The following is a 22,991-nucleotide window of genomic DNA, read 5'->3' as shown; positions in this document are numbered from 1 at the left end:
GACATCTTGTCCGTTGTTTGTCTCGACCGGCAGATCGACGCGGGCACCATCCGGCAGATGTTCACGTAAGTGGCTGGGCGGCAATCGGAGCTGGAACCTGCGACAGGAGCGCGGATTCCAGATCATTGAGCAGTGCGTGCACGGGTGCCCAGCACATCCGGACGGTATCCAGGTCCGGCACTAACCCGTACTGAATCTGGTGCCTCGGGTGTACGAAGTTCCGGTAGTCTCGAACTTTTTCCATGAAGTCCTTCGCATCGGTCTGCACCCACTTCCGTCGGTGCGCGTAGTCAAGCAGGAGATGCAGGCCCGCGCGTTCGGCGGGAACTCTCCGGCCGCCGCGGCCAACAAGCCCGTTCCTACGAACGTCGTCGTCGTGCTCGGTAACAACGACGTGCAGCAGTCCCTCCACGAAGCTACCGATGCCGATGATCGCCAGAGCAAACGCCCCGCTGTTCTGGCAGATGGCTGCCTCGTCGGCGCGGGCCAGGAGAACATCGATACCCTTGCTGTCTTTGGTCAGTCGTTCCACCCGCACTCGGAGATCCGGAGGCTGTCCGAAGAGAGGAGTGTCGGTCATCTGCGTGAGCTGACCGAGCACGGGACGTCCGCTGACGTAGGTCACGGTCAACTGTTCGGGGACCAGGATGCGGTTCAGTTCCTGGGCGACCGGTTCAGCGGCCGCCAAGCCCTCGTCGTACTCGAGCGGGTCGCATATCCGGCAGAGCAGTCGATCAAGTGCGGCGGCGTCGTTGGCACCGACGTTCAGCACTTCGGTCAGCCAGGACACCCGCGGCGAGCCGTCGTACTGCGGAGCGCCGGGCCAGCGGACGCGGTGCAGGAAACGCTCGATCTGTGCCCCGGTCCGTTCGTACGGGCCGTCGATGTCACAGATCAGGCGGGCGACCCGCTCCAGGGTGAGGAGGTCGAGCGCGATAGTCATAATGCCTCCCGGTCGACGCGCTGCTGCGCGATTTCGAGCGCTTCGGTCAATCGTTGGATGATCACGGAGCCGCGCTTGCGGAAGCCGAGTTCGGACATGGCCTCCTGGATGCGCTCGTCCCGGTCGCGCTGGAGCTGGTCGCTCAGCAGCCAGGCGAAGAGCTGAACCAGTTGTCCGCGGCTGTACTCGGTGATCCGCAGTCCACTTGGAACCGTTGGGCGTGGCCCTCGGCGGCTCGCTGGCGCGGCTGGCCGGTTGGCATGGGGTGACGGGGCAGCGGTGGGCTGGACCGGTGGGCTGTGGTCGGCTCGGTCCACCGCCTGTTTCCATCGGGTGACCAGCCGGGCCGTCTCTCGGGCGGAATCGGCGTACCAGTCGGTTGACCAGATCCGGTGGAACTCCCATCCGAGCCGCTCCAGGTGCTGCTGACGTAGCCGGTCGCGGTCGCGAGCGCTGTGTGCCTGGTGGTAAGCGTGGCCGTCCGTCTCCACGGCGAGCACCATGCGACCGGGCTGTTTCGGGTGGGCGAGAGCGAGGTCGATCCGGTAGCCGGACACGCCCCATTGCGGTACCGCATTGATGCCCTGCTGCCTGATCGCGTCCAACACGCTGCGTTCGAGACCGTTCGGCTCGATGCCGGTGTGTTGGCGGGCTCCGAGGTCGCCGCCGAGCGCGACGAACTCGAGGTAGCGACGCAGCAGCTCGGGACCACGGTTCTTCGTCGCTGCGGTCTGGCTCGGGTCCATGTCGTGGTGGGAGAAGGCGCTGACGACGGTCATGCGGCTACGGGCTCGGGTGACCGCGACGTTGAGCCGCCGCTCGCCGCCGTCCTGGTTGAGCGGTCCAAACCGCAGGGGAAGTCGTCCGTCGCGGGTCTTGGCGTAGCCGATGCTCAGGATGATGGCGTCCCGCTCGTCGCCCTGGACGTTCTCGAGGCTCTTGATGAAGAAGCGCTGGCTCGCGGCGCGGTCCTGGGAGAAGAAGTCGTCGAGGTGCTCGTGCTCGCGTCGGCGACTGCGCAGCGCCGCTTCGATGCGCAGTGCGTGCTTTTGTCCCATGGTGATAACGCCCAGGCTCTCGTCGGGCCGTTGCGCAGCGTGTTCGAGAATGAGGTCGACCGCCCGGCCGACCTCCTCCGGGGACGAGCCGCTCTGGCCGGGCGCGACCCGGCCGTCCACCACCTCCAATCGGAGTGGGCTTTCCCGCTGGACTCCGGGGAACGTAACCAGCGACGTGTCATAGATCTCGACGTTGGAGAAGGCGATCAGCCGTTCGTCGCGGCTGCGGTAGTGCCAGGTCAAGCGGTACTTGTCCGACAGCAGACCGCCGATGACGTCGAGGATCGACTCATAGTCGTCGAGGCTCTCTTCGGGGAGGTCATCGTCGTCGCTCGTTGTCGACTGTTGGACGAGCCTTCGGAAGAACGGCGTGGGTGGAAGCTGCTTCGGGTCGCCGGCGACGACGAGTTGGGTGCCACGCATGATCGAAGCGACGGCGTCATGCGGCTCGATCTGGCTGGCCTCGTCGAAGATGACCATGTCGAAAAGCCGCTGCGGGGGCAGGATACGGCTGACGATGAGCGGCGACATGGCCCAACATGGAAACGCAGCGAGGAGTACCTCTGGTGCGCTGCTGAGCAGCTTCCGCAGCGGCATGTGCCGGCTCTTCTTGGCGGCCTGCTGCCGTACGAGTGTGTTCTGCTCGGGATGCGTGTCGCGGACCTTGCGTAGGTTCACCGCCACGTTGCGGCGGACACGCGCTGAGGTGGCGGCAATGTGCGATGCGTCGGCTACCCGGAAGTCCTCGACTACCGAGGCGTGCTGCTGTCCCACGAACTGGCCGAGGTACGGCACCCGGATTCGCATCTCGTCGAGAGCAACCTCAAGCCAGGCACGCAGCAGGGTGTCGGCCGCCTCGTCACTGGAGACGTGCCGCGCGGCCAGGTCGTCAACCATGTGGGTCAGCCCCAGTGCGCGGAAGCGTTTCTGGTGCTCGTTGAGGTCGGGCATCCGGAAGAGGATCTCGCGATCGGCCTGGAGTTCGGCGACGGTGCTGGCCGCCGTGTTGGCGGGTGCGCGGTCGAGGCCTTCGATGCGGGCGCAAGCTGCGACTGCGGCGAGGTGGTTGCGCACCTGGACAAAGGACGACATGCATCCATCGGCGCCGGACAGGGCCGCAGGTACCGCATCCGGCCGGCTGAGCTTCTGCCACCGCTCGCGTTGAACCACCGCGGCGGCCAGCCCCCGGTGCAGCTCGAGCCGTTTGCGAGGAGCTGCCGGGCAGGCGCGGCGCAGCTCGCGGCGCAGCCGCATCCGACGGAGGAGTCCGATCGGCTCAGTTCGGCCTGGCCGGAGGCGCCTCGGTGCGGTCGCGTATACGAAGTCGTCCAGGTTTGGATCAAAGACCTCGGGACCGAAGGTACTGATACTGCGCTCTACCTCACTGAGCAGCTCGAACAAGTTCGTCCAGGCGGCGAGGTCGTCGGGCACGTCGAGCCCGGCCCGACCGATTAGTTCGCGGATCTGCTGCTGTGCGTCCTGAAGAGCCCCGGCAGCAAGTTTGTCGAGGTGAATCCGGACCTTGTCCACATCGTCGGCGGTGTGGATCGCGGCCTTTGCCCACGGCGACTCTCCACGCCAGATCCGCAGTCCTTCGCGGTCCACAAACGCGCGGAGGTCCTCGCGCACCGCCTCGATGGTCTCCCTGTTCAGCTGCCTGAGGCTGGAGGCGCTCAGGTTGTAGCGGCTGACGTCATAGGAGGGCAGAGCGAGCAACTCCTCGATCGCTCTGAACGCGCTCAGTCCCCAGGGGGCCCTCGGCTCGTGTAGTTCGCGCGGATGCCGCTGTGCCGCATCACGGCGCTTGCGCAGCCGTCGGTGCAGCTCGCTGTTGTCAACCGGCGGTTCGGAGCCGGCCTGGGCGAGAACTTCGGCGATGCGCTGGGCGACCAGCCGCTTGTTGATCTTACGGTCATGGAGGTCGAACACGAGATTGCCGAGTTTTGCATCATCGAGGCGGTTCATCACCGCTTCGATGGCGGCCCGCTTCTCCGAGACGAACAGGACGCTGCGACCCATCGCGGCCATGTACGCGATGATGTTGGCGATGGTCTGACTCTTGCCGGTTCCCGGCGGTCCTTCGATCACTACGTTTCGTCCGGACAGCACGGCGTCGATCGCGCGTTGCTGCGACGAGTCCGCGTCATGGACCAGAAACTCCTCGGCCGGGTCGACGCGGTCGGCGGTGGAGCTCTGGCCGTACGCCGGAGCGGAGCCCAACTGTTGCCGGGCCTCCTGATCCCCCGCCATCGCCCCGATGACCGGATGCGACGCCAGCAGTTCGGTCGAGTTTCGCAGGTCCTCGACCATGGGCAGCTTGTCGAAGCTGAACACACCGGCTACCAACGTCGGTTCGAGCCGGAGAGACAGGCCGCTGGGCGCGACGGCCTTGGCAATCAGCTCGTAGGCGGCGGTCAGCTGCACGTCAGCGTCGGGCGTCTCCGTCAGCATCGCCGCCAGTCGGTCGCTGAGTGCGGTGATGTCCGCCTCCACCCCGTACTGCCGCTCGAGTGCATACAGCAGCACGGGATTGATCTCGGGAGATTCGGGCAGTTCGAGGGTGAAGTCGTTCTCGGTCGCGGTACGGCTGTCCAGTGCCATCTGGTGCAGGATCAACGGCGCCCGCAGTGGCTGCATCTGCGTGGAGCCGCGGGTGTACGGCCCGACCATGCAGAGCAGGCCGCGCGCTACCCAGCCGGCCTGGATGCCCTGCTCCTCCTCCAGTTCGACGAGCTTCCGGCGTAGGCCACGGGCCGTGTTGCAGGCGGTGTTGTGGCGTTCCGGGTCCGGGAAGAGCGTCCGTAGGCGCACCTTCTGCCCGCGGAGCAGTTCGGCTATGCCATCCACGGCCGCTCCGGCAAGATCGAGTGTGGTGGCCTGGCGTTCTTTCGAGTAGAGCAGAGTGTTGCGGGGACCGAAGTCGATCAATTGGTCCGCCCATCGGCCGGCGGCCTGATGGACGAGGTTGAGCACACCCGGTTGAGCCAACAGCATCTCGTCTCCATGTCATTCGACGTACGCCAACGGAGATCCGCCGGGCCAGCGGCCCGATGCAAAGCCCTCCAGAATAAGGGGCTGAGCGCTTGCTGCAATGTGTCCGTTTTCGGACATGGCGCCGAAAGCCCTGTGATGCCAGAACGATCGACGCCTTGTCGATCCTTTATGGATCGTTGTGTCACCTCAGCCGGTCGAGCAGGATCGCGACGTCGCCGTGCCAGGTGTGAAGTTCAGCGAGGGTAGGAGCCAACTCGTACGTGTGGTGGTGCATGGCCCGGGAGAGCCCGTGCCAGGTGGTCCGGGCGAGCGCTGCCACGTCGGTGCCGGCGAAGGCCGGCAGGGCCAACAGTTGGTGCCGCATCGGACAGCGCGCAACGGTCGGGGCGACGCGATTCCAGTAGGCGCGTAGCGCCTGTTCCAGGGCGACCCGGGTGAGGCAGGCGCAGCCGCGCTGCCAGCAGCGGCGCATGCTCGGACGGGGGTGTTCGAGCAGATTTGCGGCCTGGTCGAGAAGCTGTTGCGGATTCATGCCCGGCTCAGCCTTTCCACCACACGACGTGCGTCGTCGACAAGTTCGTCGAGGTTGGCCGTCGGGCCGCCGTGTGCCCCGGTGTTGGCTGCCTTGACTACGCGTGGGGCGGCGGGATGGAGCTTGCTCAGTTCCGTCGCGAGGTCACCGACGCGCTTGCGGTCGCCGAGCAGGGCCAGGGCGAGCGTGGCACGCAGTCCCTCTGCCTCGGTGATGGCGGCCTCGGTGTCCGCCACGGATGTGCCGGTACGGAAGCTGCGGATGCGGACCTTCTCGTGGCAGGTGTATTCGAGGGCGTCACGGATGAGGTTGCAGACAATGGAGTTCCGGACCGTGTCTGCCATCTCGGTGTCGTGGGCGATGGCGCGGGCGTCGGCGAGGTAGCGCTGGGCGGGGTCGCCCTCCCGGCTTCCGGTGACGGTGACGTGGGAGCCCGCCAGACGGCTGACGGCCAGGATCCGGGCATCGAGCTGGAGGTGGCGGACGGCGGCGGGTAGCCGGTCGTCGTGGGTGAAGACGATCACCTGACGGTGCTGGGCGACGTCGGCGAGGACCTGGGCGAGGCCGTAGACTTTGGCCGGGTCCATGGACTGGACCGGGTCGTCGATGATGAGGAACCGGAACGGGCTCTCCGGCACCGTGGCACGAGGCAGGAACAACGCCAGGGCGAGCGAGTGCAGTTCCCCCTGGCTCATGACGCCGAGGGCGGCACCGGGGACACCGTCGACCTCCACGTCGAGGTCGACGCGACGCTGGGGGCCGGTTCCGGCCAACCTGATCCCGCCGAGGGCGACGTTGCTGTCCTGGCGCAGGATGTTCCAGATCCGGGTGGCCTCGTCGGCGACCGGTGTCAGCTTGTCGTTGCGGATCTTCGCGCCGGCCGTCTGCATCATGCTGACGGCGGTCTTCAGGGCGGTGAACATGGTGGCGGCGTGCCGGCTGGCCCGTTCGAGGTCGATCCAGGTACGGATCTGGTCGGCGAGTGGCTGCCACGCCTGCTGTCGACGTTCCAACGCCTGACGTGCCGCGGCCTGTACGAGGGTCAGGGCCTCCGCCACGGCGTCGAAGACGACGAGGGCGGCGTCAGCGATATCGGTGATGTCGCCGGCATCGAGCAGGTGGTCCCAGGCATGCCAGGCAGCCCGCGCGTCGCCGGTGTCCACCTGTTCGGAGGTGAGGTCGAGAGTGAGGGCGGGCGGCAGGGCGGGCATCCGATTCCGCAGGCCGCGGCGGACCTCACGTACGGCGCGGTGGGCGGCGTCGAGCTTCTCGGCGCGTACGGTCAGGTGCTGGACCTGGGCCTGCGCTTCGGTGGCCCACGCCTCGTCCAGGGTGCGACCCCCGCACACCGGGCAAGGCTGGTCGGGGTGGTGGTTCTGGTGGCGCAGCGCGTCGCGCAGCAGGCCGGCCAGGGCCCGAGCTTCTTCGGCAGGGGTGCCGGCCAGGTCGTCGATCTCGCGCAGCGCGGCGCGGAGCCGGTCGACGTCGGCGACGAGGTCTTCGCGGTGGGGCAGGTGGAGCAGGTCGAGCTGGCGTATCGGCACGACGTTCGCGTCGTCGGCCGCTTTGCCGCCGGTGGTCAGGGATTCGAGCTGGCCGAGTTCGGCGGCCCGACCGGCTAGGGCGTGCTCGGCGAGGCGGGCGCGCGGGTCGGGGTGTCCGGCCAGTGCGGTCTTCAGAGTCGGGAGCTGCTCGGCTGCTCGCTTGCGCTGCTGGTCGGTGTCCCGGCGGGCGGTCTTGAGCATCTTCTCGATGTCGACGAGCCGGCCGAGACCGAGGATTCGCTGCAGGGAGTCGTGCATCTCGCTCGGCCGGCCGCCGAGCAGGCCGCCGAGCTCGGAGTAGGAGAGGATGGGGCGGTAGAGCTCCAGGGGCTGGTCCCAGCCAAGTTCTCCGATGGCCTGGCGGGGTTGGCCCGTGGCCTGCAGAAACGTGGTGCGGTCGGCGAGGCTGGCGTTGTCGGCCCAGTGGCATTCGACGGTGGCGCCGTCGCGGTGGCCTTCGACGCCGAGCCGGACGCGGATACGCGGATCCGTGGTGGCGTGCAGGTTGCGCCAGCCGTCCTGCCAGATGGCACTTCGGCCGGCCCAGCGCTTGTTGTCGCCGGTGAGGGCGAACTCGGCGGCTTCGGCGAAGCTGGACTTGCCGGATCCGTTGCGGCCGGTGACGATGGTCAGCCCCGGGCCGGGGATGAGGTTGAGGGTCGCGGTGGGTCCGATGCCGCGGAATCCGGTCACCTCGATGCTGGCGAGGTAGGTGCCGACCGGCTCGGACGGTTCGGGTTCGGGCGCGGGTGGTCGGGGGCGTTCCGGTGCCGCTCCGCCGAGCAGGTCGTTGAGGTGCTGTTCGCCGAGCAGGGCGGCGATGATGAGGTCCTGGGCCGTTTCGGGCAGGTCGGCGCGGTCGAGGTGGTCGAGGATGAGCTGGTCGACGGTGCTGGTTTGCGGATCGTCTGTCACGTCGTGCCTCCTCTGAATGGGGTGACGGGTCGCTGTGCCGTCAGCGGTGGGCCGGCGGCACAGCGTGGCGCGTCTCGGGGTGGTGCCGTTACCGGCCGCGGATCTTGCTGCCGCTTTCGGTGTCGGGGTAGAGGATGGCGTCGGCGACCCTGCCACCGGAGTCCTTGGCGCCGCCGCCGAAGTTGAGGACGCCGACGGAGTTCGCGCTCGCGGCGATGCCGTCCCAGTAGCGGGCCTCCCGCTCCCAGCGGATGCCGGACAGCAGGTCGAGCAGGTCGGTGTCGGTGAGCGGGATGCCGGTGGTGGCCCAGTCGGTGGCCTGGTGGGCGGCGATGCCGATGCCGGCGAGCACGGCCGGGGCGGAGGCCGCGGTACGGGCGACGAGTTGGGGGTAGAGGTGGGTGAGCAGGGTGGACAGCAGTGGCACAAGGCGCCGTTCGACCTGCTCGGCGGTCGTGGTCGTGGGGAGGTCGGTGGTGCGGATGGTGGCCGAGGACAGGGCGAGCCCGGTGCGGCCGTAGATGGCGGTGATGACGAGGACCCGGAGCGCGGAGAGGGTGATCAGTTCCGGGTCGGTCTTGGTGAGCTGCCGCTTGCGGGCCTGGACGAGGGTGCTGAAGGGGATCATCTTCCCGTCGTGTTCGACCTTGACGGCCTCGGCGATGCGGTGGGCGAGCTGGGTGCCGAAGTCCCGCTGGTCCATGGACATGGCGAGGTTCTTCGCGACCGGGACGCCTTCGACGTTGCGGTCGTAGAAGATCTGCCGGGCGTCCTCGACGCTCAGTCCCCAGTAGAGCTCAAAGGGCAGCCGTACCGCGCCGAGCTTCTGGTAGGTGGTGCCGTACTGCTCGGGGTCGTCGTACAGCTCGTGGAGGGCGGTCACCTGGGTTTCGCCGTCGATCGCGACGACGGGTGAACCGGCCAGGAGGGTGATCTTCCGGATGCCGCTGCCGGGGATGAGTTCCTCGCTGACGGCACCGGGCTCGTCGGCGAGCCACAGGGTGATCGGTGGGGTGGACCAGCCGGAGCCGAAGTCGCCGTTGATGCCTGAGGCGATGTAGCGGGCGTAGCCGGCGACGTTGCGGCCCTTCTGCGTCGCCTTGAGGGTGCGCTGGACCAGGGAGCGGATCTCGGCGTGGCGGCGCATCGACCCGGGCGAGAACTTCATGGCCCGCTTGTCCTCCTCTAGTTTCGGCGAGGGGACGAGTTGCAGGAGCGCCGGCAGCCCGATCGTGCCGATCACCGCGTCGCTGCGGAAGGGCGTGACGGTCAGCTGGATGCCTTCGACGGCCGCGGTCGGCATGGTGATGGACACGAAGGGTCCTCCTGAGGGGGATGGTGGCCCAGTGTTGGCACTCGGGCAGGGGAATCAGCGGCGGCCAAGAGGAACAGGCCAGCCGCTCAACTGAAAGCGACCCTAGCACACGTCGCCGTGAAAGCAGTGTCAAACCGTTTACGTCGGTTGGAGATCGTGTAATGTGTGCGACGAGCAGCACCACGACCGACAGGACGACGATGTCGCAACCCGCCCAGGTAACCGCCGCCGAGATCTCCCGGCTGGCCGGCGTCACGCGCGCCACGGTGAGCAACTGGCGGCGGCGTCACCCGGACTTTCCCGCCCCGTCAGGCGGGACGGAGGCCAGCCCGGCCTACGATCTCGAGGCTGTTCGGACCTGGCTGGCCGCACGTGGACAGCTGCCCGCCAGTTCCCCCGCCGACGACCTACGCACCGCCCTACGCACTTCCGGATCCACTCTCGGCCACCGAAGCAGACTTCTCCCGCTCGTCGTCGCCATGAGTCGCATCAACGACACCGAGCGACAGAAGGTCGCCGGACTCTCCGATGATCGACTGTCCACATGGGTGGACGAGGCGACCCGGTCGTACGCCGACGACATCCCCGGCACCGGCAACCTTTCCCGCCACGCCGCCGTGGCCGGACTGGTGCGCACGCTGGTGCACAGTGTCGCGGAGGAAGGAGCCACGCGGACGCTTGAGGCACTTGTCGAAGGCGACGTCGACGACACCAAGGCCAGCAGCACATACCAGACCCCTGCGCCGGTGGCCGAACTTATGGCCGACCTCGTCGCCGCCCCCGGTGAGCCGTACCCGGACACGGTCTTCGACCCCGCCTGCGGCGGCGGCAGCCTGCTCCTGTCCGCCGCCACCCGTGGGGCGCGGAATCTGTACGGCCAGGACATCGTGCCGGCGCAGGCGGCGCAGGCCGCCGCACGCCTGCTTGTCCAGGCCAAGGCAACAGAGACTCAGGTACGCGACGGCGACAGCCTGCGCGCCGACGCGTTCCCGAACCTGATGGCAGGCGCCGTACTCTGCGCGCCACCGTACGGCCACCGCGACTGGGGCCACGACGACCTGGCGTACGACCCGCGCTGGATGTTCGGCCTCCCGCCCCGGAACGAGTCGGAACTCGCCTGGTTGCAGCACTGCCTCGCACACCTGGCGCCGGGCGGGAGCGCCGTCCTGCTCATGCCGCCCGCCGCTGCCGAACGCTCGTCAGGGCGCCGGATCAGGGCCGAGTTGGTGCGCAGCGGAGCGCTGCGAGCGGTCGTCGCCCTGCCCGCCGGTGTCGCGCAACCCCTGCACATCGGCCTTCACCTGTGGCTGCTCGAACAACCGCTCCCACAGGCACCCCTTCCGCAGCACATCCTCTTCCTCGACACCGTCCCGTCCGACACCAGTCGGACAGGCAACGGTACGGGCAAGCGCCCTCCATCGGACTGGGAGACACTTCGCAATATCGTGCTCGCCACCTGGCACGCCTTCGACCGGGCCCCCGACAGCTTCGATTCGGTTCCCGGCACGGCGCGAGCGGTAGCCGTCATCGACCTGCTCGACGAGGCAACCGACCTCACCCCGACCCGCCACGTCCGAGCCACACCGGTGTCCGCGAAGCCCGACGAGGTCGCCGAGATCGCACACGAGCTACGCAACCGGCTACGTCGGGCTGCGTCCGGGCTGATGACCCTCAGCGGCGGCCAGTCCTGGCCACCGATCGGCGCGGATCCCGTCGCCTGGCGTACCGCCACCGTCGCCGACCTGCTGCGCGGCGACGCCCTGCAACTGCTCCGCGCCGCGCCGGCGACCCGCGTTTCTGGCCCGACCATCCACGACTCTCTCGTGTCCCGCACGCTCACCGCCCGGGACGTGGTGTCACGCCGGCCCGCCTCCGGCGCGACAAAGGACGAGCCCTCGGGTGAGGAGATCACCCTTCAGGAGGGCGACGTCATCCTCCCCGAAATGCTGCCCGGCGGCGGCACCACCCGCGTCGCGGACACCAACGACGCCGGCAAGCTTCTCGGCCGGCATCTCTACCTGCTACGTCCCGACCCGGCACGCCTCGATCCGTGGTTCCTCGCCGGCTTCCTGGCCGCCGAAGACAACCTCAAGGCCGCGTCGTCCGGCACCACCATCGTGCGGGTCGACCCCCGACGCCTACGGGTCCCGCTACTCCCCCTCGCCGAACAGCAGCGGTACGGCCGAGCGTTCCGTCAACTCAATGCGCTACGCGCAGCGGCGGACATCGCCAACCGCCTGGCCGACGAAACCGCGCGCACCCTGGCCACCGGCCTCACCGGCGGCGCGCTGCTCCCGCCGGAGACAGCCACATCCTCGACCTGACAGGTCGAACACGACAGCTCCCATCCGTCCCACAAGCCGGACCGGCACACCGGAAGGAATCCGTTGAGCACCAGCAAGCACACCGAACTGGCGAACCACGCCTGGTCGGTCGCCGACCTCCTCCGCGGCGACTACAAGCAGTCCGACTACGGCAAGGTCATCCTGCCGCTCACCGTGCTCCGCCGCCTCGAGTGCGTCCTGCAACCGACCCGGGACAAGGTACGGGAGACGTACCAGAGGTTCGAAGGCCAGGACGTCGACGTGGCCCGCTTCCTGCGCCGGGCCTCCGGCCACAGCTTCTACAACGTCGGCACCTACACGCTGAAGTCGATCGTCGCCGACCCGAGCCAGACCGCGAAGCACCTGCTCGCCTACATCGGGGCGTTCTCCGACAACGCGCAGGAGGTGCTGCACCGGTACGAGTTGCCGCAGCAGATCCGCCGGCTGGAGAGTGCCAACCTGCTCTACCAGGTCGTCGGCCGCTTCGCGGACCTGGACCTGGACCCGTTCCAGCGCAACAAGCAGACCGGCGAGATCCTCACCGACGACCACGGCCAACCCAAGGTCAACGTCTCCAACCACCAGATGGGGTACGTCTTCGAGGAGCTGATCCGACGGTTCGCGGAACAGTCGAACGAGACCGCCGGTGAACACTTCACCCCGCGCGAGGTCATCGAACTGATGGTGAACCTGCTGATCGCCCCCGACGACGACGCGCTCAGCATCCCGGGCACCTCCCGCACGGTGATGGACCCGGCCTGCGGCACCGGCGGCATGCTGTCGGCGGCCGAGGAGCACATCACCAAGCTCAACCCGTCCGCGACGGTCACCGTCTTCGGCCAGGAGCTCAACCCCGAGTCCTGGGCGATCTGCCGCTCCGACATGATGATCAAGGGCCAGGACCCGGAGAACATCAAGTTCGGCAACTCGTTCAGCGACGACGGCCATCGCGGCGCCCACTTCGACTACCTGCTGGCCAACCCACCATTCGGCGTGGAGTGGAAGAAGGTCAAGGACGACATCGAGCACGAGTACGAGACGCTGGGCGAGAGCGGCCGCTTCGGCGCCGGCCTGCCGCGCATCAACGACGGCTCACTGCTCTTCCTTCAGCACATGATCTCGAAGATGAAGCCGGTCACCGCGGATGGCAAGGGCGGCAGCCGGATCGCCATCGTCTTCAACGGCTCGCCGCTCTTCACCGGCGCTGCCGAGTCGGGTGAGTCCCGGATCCGGCAGTGGATCCTGGAGAACGACTGGCTGGAGGGCATCGTCGCCCTGCCCGACCAACTCTTCTACAACACGGGCATCTCCACGTATTTCTGGATCCTGACCAACCGCAAGGCCAAGGGCCACCGCGGCAAGGTCGTCCTGCTCGACGCCCGCGACCAGTTCGCCAAGATGCGCAAGTCGCTGGGCGACAAGCGCAAGTACCTCACCGCCGACCAGATCAGGGACATCACCCGGCTCTATGCGGAGGCGCTCGACGTCGCCCAGAACCCTGACCACGCCCTGCACGGCAAGGTCAAGGTCTTCGCCAACGAGGACTTCGGCTACCGCCGCATCACCGTCGAACGCCCGCTGAAGCTCCGCTTCGAGGTCACCGAGGAGACGCTGACCGCACTCGCGACCTCGAAGCCGATCCAGAAGGTTTCGGACGTCGACGCGCTGACCGCCGCCTTGAAGCCGCTGCTCGGGCAGGTGTGGCCGACGAAGCGGGCAGCGTGGGACGCGCTGCGCTCCGCGATGGCCGAGGCCGGCGTTCTCTGGCCCGCCGGCACCGCCTTTCAGAAGGCGCTGAGGGACATCGTCGGCGTACGCGACCCCGAGGGCGAGGTGCAGCTAGTCAAGGGCAGCCCCGAGCCCGACACGGACCTCCGCGACTACGAGAACGTGCCACTCGACGAGGACGTCGAGGAGTACCTGCGCCGCGAGGTGCTCCCACACGTCTCGGACGCCTGGATCGACCACGAAAAGACGAAGATTGGCTACGAGATCCCCTTCACCCGCCACTTCTACGTCTACAAGCCACCAAGGCCACTCGCCGAGATCGATGCCGAGCTAAAGGCGCTGGAGGCAGAAATCCAGATTCTCCTCGGAGAGGTGACGCGGTGAATTCGACAAAATTGCCCTGGGTTACAGCCGCTCCGAGCCACTGGAGGCGCGGACGCCTGAAGGACATGATCAACTCATCCGCCAACGGCGTATGGGGAGATGATCCGCTCGGTGACGGGACAGATGTCTTCTGCGTTCGGGCAGCCGATTTCGACCGCACCCGGCAACGAGTAAGCAAGGAGCGTCTGCCACACAGAAGCATTGACGATGCCACCTTAACCCGCCATATGCTCCGCCCCGGCGACCTAATTCTCGAGAAGTCTGGCGGAGGCGAGAAACAGCCGGTGGGGTTGGCGGTTATTTTCGATCTTTCCGAGCCAGCCGTTTGCTCAAATTTCTGCTCTAGACTAACGCCCGCCCACACAATAGACCCAAGATTCTTATCCTATTCATTTGCCGCCGCATATAACCAAGGGCTAACACAAAGCGCGATCAAGCAAACTACAGGAATACAGAACCTCGACACAGGAGCTCTATTCTCTTCACCGTGGGCATATCCGGGAATCGAGGAGCAACGCCAGCTGGCTGATTTCCTCGACGCCGAAACTTCTCGCATCGATCAACTTATCAACCTGCAGCGCCAAGTCGTCGCCGGCATCGAGGAACGGGATACCGCCATCCTGGACGCGGAGCTAGACCTGCTTTTAGACGAGGCCGGCACCCTACCGTTTCGTAGATACGTAGTGGGAGTGGAGCAGGGCTCCAGCCCGCAGTGTGAAGCCGTCCCCGCAACAGAAGAGGAGTGGGGAGTCCTAAGGGTAAGCTGCCTTAGGCCCGGACAGTTCTTCCCAGGCGAAAATAAGCGCCTCCCAGCGGACTCGATTCCCGATGCGCGCCACGAAGTACAGCAGGGCGATCTTCTTATCACGCGCGCAAATACACCTCAACTGGTTGGGGCAACTGCGGTCGTACCCTCAACCCGGAGAAAGTTACTACTTTCGGATAAAATATTCCGCGTAGATATCCTACCCACCCTTGATCCGCATTACGTGGCCACCATTGCTCGCGGAAGCCGAATACGAAACCTCTGCTCAGCGGTATCGAACGGCGCTTCTCAGTCGATGGCCAATATTCGATTCGAAGAAGTTAAGGAATGGCCTATACCAACAATCAACCTTGATCGACAGCGAGATTTGGTGTCGCGAATGGGTCGAGCATGGGAAATCACGCGAGATTTGCGAGCGAAAGTACAGTCCCAGCTTTCACTTCTCACAGAGAGAAAGCGAGCATTGATTACGGCAACGGTGACCGGGCAGATTGATGTGTCGTCGGCGAGCGGACGAGGGATCGAGGGCTGACGACTTATGAGCCCCATCCACCACGAGTCCGCCTTCGGTGATGCGATCGTTGCTTCTCTCCTCGCCGGCGAATGGGAGCTTGGCAGCAACACCGACTACCGTCCCGACCTCGGCCTGGACACTCATCAACTCTTCACCTTCATCGGGGCCACCCAGGCCGATGAGTGGGAGAACCTGGTTACCTTCTACGGCGATGACCGGGACGCCGCGCAGCGTGGGTTCATCAAGCGGCTCGACCAGGCGATCACCACGGACGGGCTGCTCGACGTACTCCGCAAGGGCGTGAAGGACCACGGGGTTCGCATTCGAGTTGCGTACTTCAAGCCGTCCTTCGTGGAGTCGGAGGACATCCTCGCCGACTACCGACGGAACCGGCTCACCGTCGTCAAGGAGTTGGCGTACGCCACCAAGCAGGCCGACCGGGGCAACCGCCTCGACCTCACCCTGTTCCTGAACGGCATCCCGGTGGCAACGGCGGAGTTGAAGAACCCGCTGACCGGTTCGGGGGTCGAGCATGCCAAGGAGCAGTACCGGACCGAGCGGGACCCGACCGAGCTGATCTTCTCGCGTCGAGTGATCGCCAACTTCGCTGTGGACCCCGACCTGGTCTTCGTCACCACCCAGTTGCGGGGCAAACCGACCCGGTTCCTGCCGTTGAACACCGGCTCGGAGGGACCGGGCCGGCCGGGCGGCAAGGGCAACCCTCCGGCCACCACGTTCGGCACCTACACAACCTCATATCTGTGGGAGGAGATCTGGCAGCGGGACAACTGGCTCGACCTGCTGGAGCGCTTCGTCCACCTGCACAAGGAGAAGGGTGCGGACGGCCGTACCCGAAAGTCCTTGATCTTCCCCCGCTACCACCAGTGGCACGCGGTCAAGAAGTTGACGGCGCACGCGGCCCGGCACGGTGCCGGACACAACTACCTGATCATGGCTTCGGCGGGATCGGGGAAGTCGAACACGATCGCCTGGCTCAGCCACCGCCTGTCGTCACTGCACACGCCCAGCGATGTGGCCGAACTGGACGCGGATGCGGTCAAGGCCGGCCTGAAGCCGGGCTCGTCCGTCTTCGACAAGGTCATCATCATCACGGACCGCCGGAACCTGGACGCCCAGCTCCGTGAGACGGTCGGCAGCTTCGAGCAGACCGCCGGCCTGGTCGTGAAGATCGACGAAAGCCAAGGAGCGAAGTCCGAACAGCTCGCGAAGGCACTCTCCCGCGAGACCGGCAAGATCGTCACCGTCACGCTGCACACCTTCCCCGCTCTGGTCGAATACCTGAAGCGGAACCCCACCGAGATCCAGGGCAGCCGGTTCGCGATCGTCATCGACGAGGCACACTCGTCCCAGTCCGGTGATGCGGCCTCCTCCGTCCGGGCGGTGCTGCGTGACCTGGGTCTGGACGCTGACTCCGACGACCCTGGCGTGACCAGCGCGTCGCCGGCTTCTGACGTCGAGGCACAGCTCAAGGCCAACGCGAAGAAGCGGCAACGCGCCGCCAACCTCTCCTACTTCGCGTTCACCGCCACGCCGAAACACAAGACGCTGCTGGACTTCGGCACGCTCGGCGAGGACGGGAAGTACCACCCGTTCCATACCTACTCGATGCGGCAGGCGATCGAGGAGGGCTTCATCCTCGATCCGCTACGCAACTACGTCACCTACAACACTTACTGGAAGCTGGTCAACGAGAACCCGGACGAGCGCAAGGTCGACCCGGCCAAGGCGAACCCGCTGCTGGCCCGGTACGCCCTCACCCATGACTCGACCGTCGCCCAGCACGCCCAGGTCGTCGTCGAGCACTTCTTCGGCCACACCGCCGGCCGGCTCGGTCGCCGGGCAAAGGCCATGGTGGTGACCGCCTCCCGGCACAGTGCGGTGCAGATGGGCCGGTCGATAAAGAAGTACGTCGCCGATCGCGGCTACCCGGACCCCGGTGTCCTGGTGGCCTTCTCCGGCACCCTCACCTACGACGACGAGGAGATCACCGAGGCTAAGGAGAACGGTGGTCTGCCGGAGAGCGCGCTGCCGAAGGCGTTCGCCTACATCCGAGCGGACGACAAGGCCGCGCAGGCCGGTGCGGTGGGGCAGCCAGAGTACCGGATCCTGGTCGTGGCGGAGAAGTACCAGACCGGCTTCGACCAGCCGTTGCTCACCACGATGTACGTCAACAAGAAGCTGATGGGCATCTCCGCCGTGCAGACCCTGTCCCGGCTCAACCGCACCGCGGATCGCAAGAGCCAGTCCGACCTGGCGGTGCTGGACTTCGTCAACGACGCGGAGGACATCAAGGAGTCCTTCCGGCCGTACTTCGAGGAAGCCGCCACCCTGCCGGCGGACCCGAACCTGCTCTACACGGCGCAGAGCAAGGTCATGTCCGCGCCGATCCTCGTCGACGAGGAGATGCTCGCATTCGCGGCGGCCTACCTGGCCGCCGACGAGCAGGCCTCCGGCAACGCCGCCAAGTGGGAGAAGCTGCACGCTGAGCTGTACCGGCACCTGGACCCGGCGGTCACCCGCTTCGCCGACCTGCTCAACGGCGACGACGAGGACGACCAGGAGACGGCCGAGACCTTCCGGGCCGACCTGAACGACTACGTCCGCAAGTACAGCTTCCTCTCCGGGATCGTCCCGTACGCCGACACGGAGCTGGAGCGCCTCTACCTCTACGGACGGTATCTACTCAACCGGTTGCCCCGCCGCGACGACGGCGGCGTGGACATCGGCGAGGTCGACCTCAGCCACCTGCGGGTGGAGAAGACGGGCGAGCACGACGTCAGCCTGGTCCCGGAAGGCCCGACCGACATGAAGGGGTTCGGTGACGGGTCCGGCGGCGCCAAGGAGTCGGAGAAGTCGCTGCTGTCGGAGATCATCGAGCGGTTCAACGAGAAGTACGGCACCGAGTTCACCGAGCAGGACGTCATCAAGCCCTTCAACGAGGCACTCGCCGATCCCAAGGTGCGGCTGGCCGCGGTCGCCAACGACGAGGAGAACTTCGGCCATGTCTTCGACCCGGTCTTCGAAGACAAGATGATGGACCACTTCGACACCACGGCTGAGTTGGGACGCAAGTACTTCGACCCGCAGCAGAACTTCCGTAGCTCGCTCAACCGCAGCGCCCGTAGCGCCGCCTGGCAGATGATCCGCCGCCAGGAAGGCGTGATCGACGACGCCGCCTGACGACCCTGCCCTTCGTCCAGGGCCCCGGCTGCCGCCCGGCCCGATTGGCCCGGCGGCCCTGGACGAGGCACTGTCCAACCGGAACACTGGCACCCTGAAGTACAGCCCAACGCGCGGGGGTGACAGTGGGGGCAGAGCCTATCGCCGGTCGATACGAGTTGGTCGAGCAGCTCCGCTCCGGTGGCATGGGGCAGGTCTGGCGCGGATACGACGGCGTACTCGACCGCGAGGTCGCCGTCAAGCTGATCCGCACCGACATCACCTCCTCCCCGGAGGAAGCCGATGAGTTCGCTCGACGCTTCCGCCGCGAGGCGCGCGTCACCGCCCGGATCCAGCACCACGGCGTGCCGCAGGTCTACGACGCCGTGCTCGACCAGTCGTACGACCGGGTCTACCTGGTCATGGAGTACGTCCGCGGCACCTCCCTGCGGGCCTACATCAATCCGAGTCAGCCGCTACCTGTCCCATGGGCCGTGGCGGTCGCCGCGCAGATCTGCACGGTGCTCTCCCACGCCCACGCCATCCCCGTGGTGCACCGCGACCTCAAGCCCGACAACGTACTCGTGACCGATGCCGGCACGGTGAAGGTTCTCGATTTCGGCATCGCCGCGATCCTGCGTACCGACGTCACCCGCATCACCGTGCCCGGCCAGGCGCTGGGCACCCACCGGTACATGCCCCCCGAACAGACCAAGGGTGCCCAGGTCACCCCGCAGAGCGACCTGTACGCCCTCGGCTGCCTCCTGCACGAACTCCTCGCCGGCAGGCCGATGTTCGACGGCACCAACGAGTTCGAACTCATGCGGCAACACGTCTACGACACTCCGGTGCCACTACGCAAGCTGCGCACCGATGTGCCCGAGGCCGTCGAACGGCTGGTGCTCCAGCTGACGGCGAAGACGCCTGAACAGCGGCCCCGTGACGCCTACGACGTCTACGAACAGCTACTACCGTTCCTCCCGCTGCCCGGGGCCGCGACGCCGGCGGCAGAGCCGCTCGCGGCGGTACCGGATCCGACGCTGCTCTATCGCCGTCCCAACTCGCCCCGCCCCCGGACCGAGCCCGTCCCCGCAGCCACCGACAGGCCGGTCGTCCCGGTCACGCCGCCGAACGCCGTCGCCGCCACGGCGCTCCGCAACGCGATCAATGACGCCGTGGGGCACTCCAACGACCTGCTCGCCGACGGGCGCTTCGCTCAGGCCGCCGAGGCCCTGCAACAGGTCATCGAGCCCGCGGCTGCCCAACTCGGGCTGGAGAGCCTACGTGTGCTGCATTTGCGGCAGCGTCGGGCAGCGATCCTCGTCCTCGGTGGTGACTACCGCAAGGCACTACCGGAGTTCGACTCGCTCGCCGCGGCGTTCGCACGAACCCAGGGGCCGCACAGCGACGAGGCGATGGCATGTCTGCGGCAGGCGGCCCACTGCCGGGCCGAACTTGGTCAAGCCACCGCCGCGCTACGCCAGTTCCGCCAGGTCTTGAAGCACGTACGAGCGACCGAGGGCGACGGCTCCAGCACCGCACTGAAACTGCGCTTCGAGATCGGCACCCTTCTTCTCGCCGAGCGGGACATCGAAGAGGGAAAAGCGGAGCTCGTGAAGTTGTACGACGACCTGTTCGTGCTGTACGGCCCAGATCACGAGGAGACCCTAGAGGTCGGCGAGATTCTGGCCCGCCTCCGGATAGCCGAAGACCGTTAGCCCGGCAACGGAACCCGGGGCGCACATCCTGCCTGATGGACCGCCCGCTGCAGGCTGACGAGCTACGCCGTCTTCTCCCCCGGTCCCCGCCGTCGTGGGACGACGGCGGCGGTTGCTTCGGCGGCGGCGTGTGAGAGTTCGGGTAGGACGTCGCCGTAGTACTTGGCGGTGAAGTGTGGGCTGGAGTGGCGGAGTCGGTTGGAGATGACTTTCATCTGGACTCCGGCGGCGAGGCCCATGGTGGCGGCGCCGTGGCGGAGGTCGTGGAGTCGGATGGGTGGTAGGCCGGCTTGGGCGGCGAGGTGGTGGAAGTGGTCGGTGACGTCGGCGGGGTGTAGTGGGTTGCCGGTCGGGGTGGTGAAGACCAGCCCTGACTTGGTCCAGTTCTCGCCGGCGGCGAGGCGTTCGCGGTGTTGCCGGGTCCGGTGGGCGCGTAGGACGGCGACGGTTTCGGCGTCGAGGGCTACGGCTCCTTCGCTGTCGGCGGTTTTGGGTGTGTCGATGGCGGTGGCCCAGCCGTGTTGGACGAGTTGCCAGCGGACGGTGAGGGTGCGGTTGTCGAGGTCGAGGTCGTCCCAGTGCAGGCCGCAGGCTTCGCCTCGGCGTAGGCCGGTGAAGGTGACGAGGTGGTAGAGGGCGTAGAGGCGGTCGCCGGCGTCGTGGGTGTGGTCGAGGAATCGGCCGGTGTGTTCGGGGGTCCAGATCATGACGCGGCTGGGGGTCTTGCCGGTGTCGCGCCAGGTCTTTATGCGTTGGTCGGTCCAGATGGTGGGCTTGGGTGCCCGGGCCCGGGGTAGTTCGATCATGGTGGCGGGGTTGATGTCGATGAGTCGGTGGCGGCGGATGGCGTCGTTGAGGGCTTTGCGCAGGGTGGCGCGGATGCGGTGCATGGTGGCGGGTACGACGGTGCGTTGGCCTTTGACCTGGTCGCGTTTGGCGGGGTCGGGGCTGGCGCGCAGGGTGTCGATGGTGGTGTTGCGTTCGTCGATGGCGTCGTACATGGCGTCGATGTGGCCGGGGCGGAGTCGGTCGATGCGTAGGTGGCCGAGGTACGGGATCAGGTAGAGGCGGATGTGGGCTTCGTAGGTGCGTACGGTGCCTTGCTTGATGCCCTTGCGCCCGGCGAGCCAACTGTGCAGGTAGGTCGCCATGGTGGGTAGTTCGGTGGGGGTGATGTCGAGGTGCAGGGCGCGGCGGATCTGGTCGGGGGTGGGGATGGGTGCGCCGGTCTTGACGGCGGTTTCGATGAGGTCGCCGGTTTTGGTGGTGGCGTAGGTGTCGGTGGGGTCGGGGACGGTAAGCGCGGCCCGGATGCGGTCGAGGACGGCTTCGGCGTCGGCTTGGCTGGGGTGGGGGCCTTGGCGTAGGGGGCGGCGGGTGCCGTCGGCGCGGGCGGGGATTTCGATCTGCCAGTGCCAGTTGCCGTGGTTACGGGACCAGGCACCGCCGGCCCGGCGGAGCTGGGGGCAGGATTGGCCCAGTCGCCGGCCGGTGGTGTCGCGGCAGCCGCAGCGTTTGAAGGTGGTGCCCTTCACTCATCGTCTCCCGGGTGCTCGGCGCGGTGCCGCCAGCGGTGGTGGCGGTAGTCCGCTGGTGGCGTGTCCGTTGCATCCACGCTCGTCTCAGCGACCGGATCAAGTCGCTGGCCGTCGGGGTCGGGGTTGTCGAGTAGGAGGAGGCGGAGCAGGCCGGCGACTGGGACGATGATCCGGTTGCCGGCGCGGATGACGGGTGTGGGGAAGGTGTCGGTGGCGGCCAGCCGGTACGCCTGGGACCGGCTGATACCGAGTACGGCCGCGGCGGTGGGCAGGTCGGTGGTCGCGCCGAGCGCGCGAATCCGCTCGGCGGTCCACACCCCGCCGGATGGCCGGCGTGGAGTGGTCGGGTTGGTCGGGATCGGGTTGGCGCTCATGGTGTGGCGTCTCCTGGATGTGGAATGGCTGGGTGTCGTACGGACGGGTTGGTGAGCGGTGCTGGCGTGAGGCCGGCTGCCGGGACGGGCCGGTCCGGCACGGGTGCGGCAGGGGCCGGTGGCTGTTCGGTTTTGAGGATCTTCAGCAGGTGCGATGCCCTGGTGTTCGACACCGGGAACCCCGCCGTGCGTAGGGCTTCGGCCAGGGCGGCGCGGGTCAGCGGCCGGGCCTCGGCGGCGAGTCGTTCGCGGGCATGTCGTGCGGCGGCAAGCAGCTCGTCGAGGCTGGCCGGACCGCCGTGGGACGGTCCACGTCGTACGGGTCGGCGTTGGTGGGGTGGTCCGCTGGTCTTGTGGTGGTCCGGTCCGCTGGGACGGCGGTCCCGACCCGGTTGGTGGACCGTTCGCTCGGGGACGGTTCGGTCCGGGACCGGTGTCGCGGACAGGTCCCGGCCGTCCTGTGGAGCGGTTTCGGTGGTGGGCCGGTCCCCGGCATGTGCGTCTGATGGGACGGGACCGGTCTGTTTGGTGGCGGATGCTGTGTCGGCGTAGCCGAGGGCGATCTTGACCATGACGAGGAAGCCGAGCGCGGGTACGGCGGCGGCGATCCAGCCGATCGGTGACGGCTCCGCCTCGACCACCTGCGCGGCGAGGGACAGCGTGACCGCGCAGGCCAGCACCGTCGCCGGGAACACCGTGGACTTACCGGCCCGTTTACGGCGGCGCAGCTCCAGCCCGGAGGCGATGGACATCAACTCCAGGACGATCGCGTCCGCCCAGGCCAACCAGCCCGGCTGGCCGTGAGCGGCAGCGACGTCACGTACGTGGGTGAACGACGCCGCGCCGGCCGCCCCACCGATCGCGAGCATGATCACGATCTGGACCGTGCCCTCGACCCGGCTGGACCGCCGACCGGCGTCCCGGTCGTCAGATGTCGAGGCGGCCGTGACGGACCACCTCCCCGGACCAGAGCATCCCCGGCACGCGCCGGTCGGAAGCGGACCGGTCCTGCATCTGACGGCCGGTCCCAGCGCCCCGGTCCCGGACCGCTACGGGAGCGGACCGGGACCAGGCCGTGGACCGGACGACGGGAAGCGCGGACGATACCTCTCCCCTATCACTGACAGGGCGATTCGGTCCTCTCACCGATCTGTCAGTCGCCAC

General features: G+C 67.3%; 13 protein-coding genes. 5 read left to right on the top strand and 8 right to left on the bottom strand.

Annotated elements, in window-relative coordinates:
- Positions 1–61: 61 nt before the first annotated feature.
- The 5 genes from QCD66_RS05900 to QCD66_RS05880 all read right to left on the bottom strand — a co-directional run bounded on the left by QCD66_RS05900 (position 62) and on the right by QCD66_RS05880 (position 9,301).
- Positions 62–943 (bottom strand): hypothetical protein, encoded by an 882-nt coding sequence (locus QCD66_RS05900; RefSeq protein ID WP_375733057.1) that lies wholly within the window; start codon positions 941–943, stop codon positions 62–64.
- Positions 940–4,995, bottom strand: a complete 4,056-nt coding sequence (locus QCD66_RS05895; protein ID WP_375733058.1) for an AAA domain-containing protein — start codon at positions 4,993–4,995, stop codon at positions 940–942. Before QCD66_RS05895 ends, QCD66_RS05900 begins: the two co-directional genes overlap by 4 nt.
- A gap of 181 nt (positions 4,996–5,176) precedes the next feature.
- Positions 5,177–5,527, bottom strand: coding sequence for a hypothetical protein (locus QCD66_RS05890; protein WP_375733059.1), 351 nt, complete (start codon positions 5,525–5,527; stop codon positions 5,177–5,179).
- A complete protein-coding gene (locus tag QCD66_RS05885; RefSeq protein WP_375733060.1) occupies positions 5,524–7,986 on the bottom strand; it encodes an AAA family ATPase in 2,463 nt (820 codons plus the stop codon). Before QCD66_RS05885 ends, QCD66_RS05890 begins: the two co-directional genes overlap by 4 nt.
- Before the next feature lie 88 nt (positions 7,987–8,074).
- On the bottom strand, positions 8,075–9,301 hold the full coding sequence (locus tag QCD66_RS05880; protein WP_375733061.1) for a DNA sulfur modification protein DndB: 1,227 nt from the start codon (positions 9,299–9,301) through the stop codon (positions 8,075–8,077).
- 161 nt (positions 9,302–9,462) lie between these two features.
- Here QCD66_RS05880 and QCD66_RS05875 point away from each other — a divergent pair, with 161 nt between their 5' ends.
- The 5 genes from QCD66_RS05875 to QCD66_RS05855 all read left to right on the top strand — a co-directional run bounded on the left by QCD66_RS05875 (position 9,463) and on the right by QCD66_RS05855 (position 19,915).
- Complete coding sequence (locus tag QCD66_RS05875) at positions 9,463–11,625, top strand: N-6 DNA methylase (RefSeq protein WP_407567034.1); 2,163 nt, start codon at positions 9,463–9,465, stop codon at positions 11,623–11,625.
- Positions 11,626–11,688: 63 nt separating this feature from the next.
- Positions 11,689–13,737, top strand: a complete 2,049-nt coding sequence (locus QCD66_RS05870) for an N-6 DNA methylase (RefSeq protein ID WP_375733063.1) — start codon at positions 11,689–11,691, stop codon at positions 13,735–13,737.
- On the top strand, positions 13,734–15,035 hold the full coding sequence (locus tag QCD66_RS05865; protein ID WP_375733064.1) for a hypothetical protein: 1,302 nt from the start codon (positions 13,734–13,736) through the stop codon (positions 15,033–15,035). The genes QCD66_RS05870 and QCD66_RS05865 overlap by 4 nt, the downstream gene beginning before the upstream one ends.
- Before the next feature lie 6 nt (positions 15,036–15,041).
- The gene (locus QCD66_RS05860; RefSeq protein WP_375733065.1) at positions 15,042–18,218 is read left to right on the top strand and encodes a type I restriction endonuclease subunit R; all 3,177 of its coding nucleotides are present in this window, start codon (positions 15,042–15,044) and stop codon (positions 18,216–18,218) included.
- A gap of 125 nt (positions 18,219–18,343) precedes the next feature.
- Positions 18,344–19,915, top strand: coding sequence for a protein kinase domain-containing protein (locus QCD66_RS05855; RefSeq protein WP_375733066.1), 1,572 nt, complete (start codon positions 18,344–18,346; stop codon positions 19,913–19,915).
- A 62-nt stretch (positions 19,916–19,977) separates the two neighbouring features.
- On the opposite strand, the gene QCD66_RS05850 is transcribed toward QCD66_RS05855, so the two are convergent.
- From QCD66_RS05850 to QCD66_RS05840, 3 genes are read right to left on the bottom strand one after another with little or no spacing between them, the layout of a single operon-like run.
- Positions 19,978–21,450, bottom strand: coding sequence for a tyrosine-type recombinase/integrase (locus QCD66_RS05850; protein WP_375733067.1), 1,473 nt, complete (start codon positions 21,448–21,450; stop codon positions 19,978–19,980).
- Positions 21,447–21,827: a helix-turn-helix transcriptional regulator gene (locus QCD66_RS05845; protein ID WP_375733068.1), complete on the bottom strand. Its 381-nt coding sequence runs from the start codon at positions 21,825–21,827 to the stop codon at positions 21,447–21,449. The genes QCD66_RS05850 and QCD66_RS05845 overlap by 4 nt, the downstream gene beginning before the upstream one ends.
- A complete protein-coding gene (locus QCD66_RS05840) occupies positions 21,824–22,696 on the bottom strand; it encodes a DUF2637 domain-containing protein (protein WP_375733079.1) in 873 nt (290 codons plus the stop codon). The genes QCD66_RS05845 and QCD66_RS05840 overlap by 4 nt, the downstream gene beginning before the upstream one ends.
- Between the last annotated feature and the right edge of the window lie 295 nt (positions 22,697–22,991).

Origin of the sequence: Polymorphospora sp. A560 (assembly GCF_045781765.1) — a bacterium.
Lineage (GTDB): Bacteria > Actinomycetota > Actinomycetes > Mycobacteriales > Micromonosporaceae > Polymorphospora > Polymorphospora lycopeni.
The sequence above is the reverse complement of the archived record's forward strand: the minus strand, read 5'-3'. Positions and strand labels throughout refer to the sequence as shown.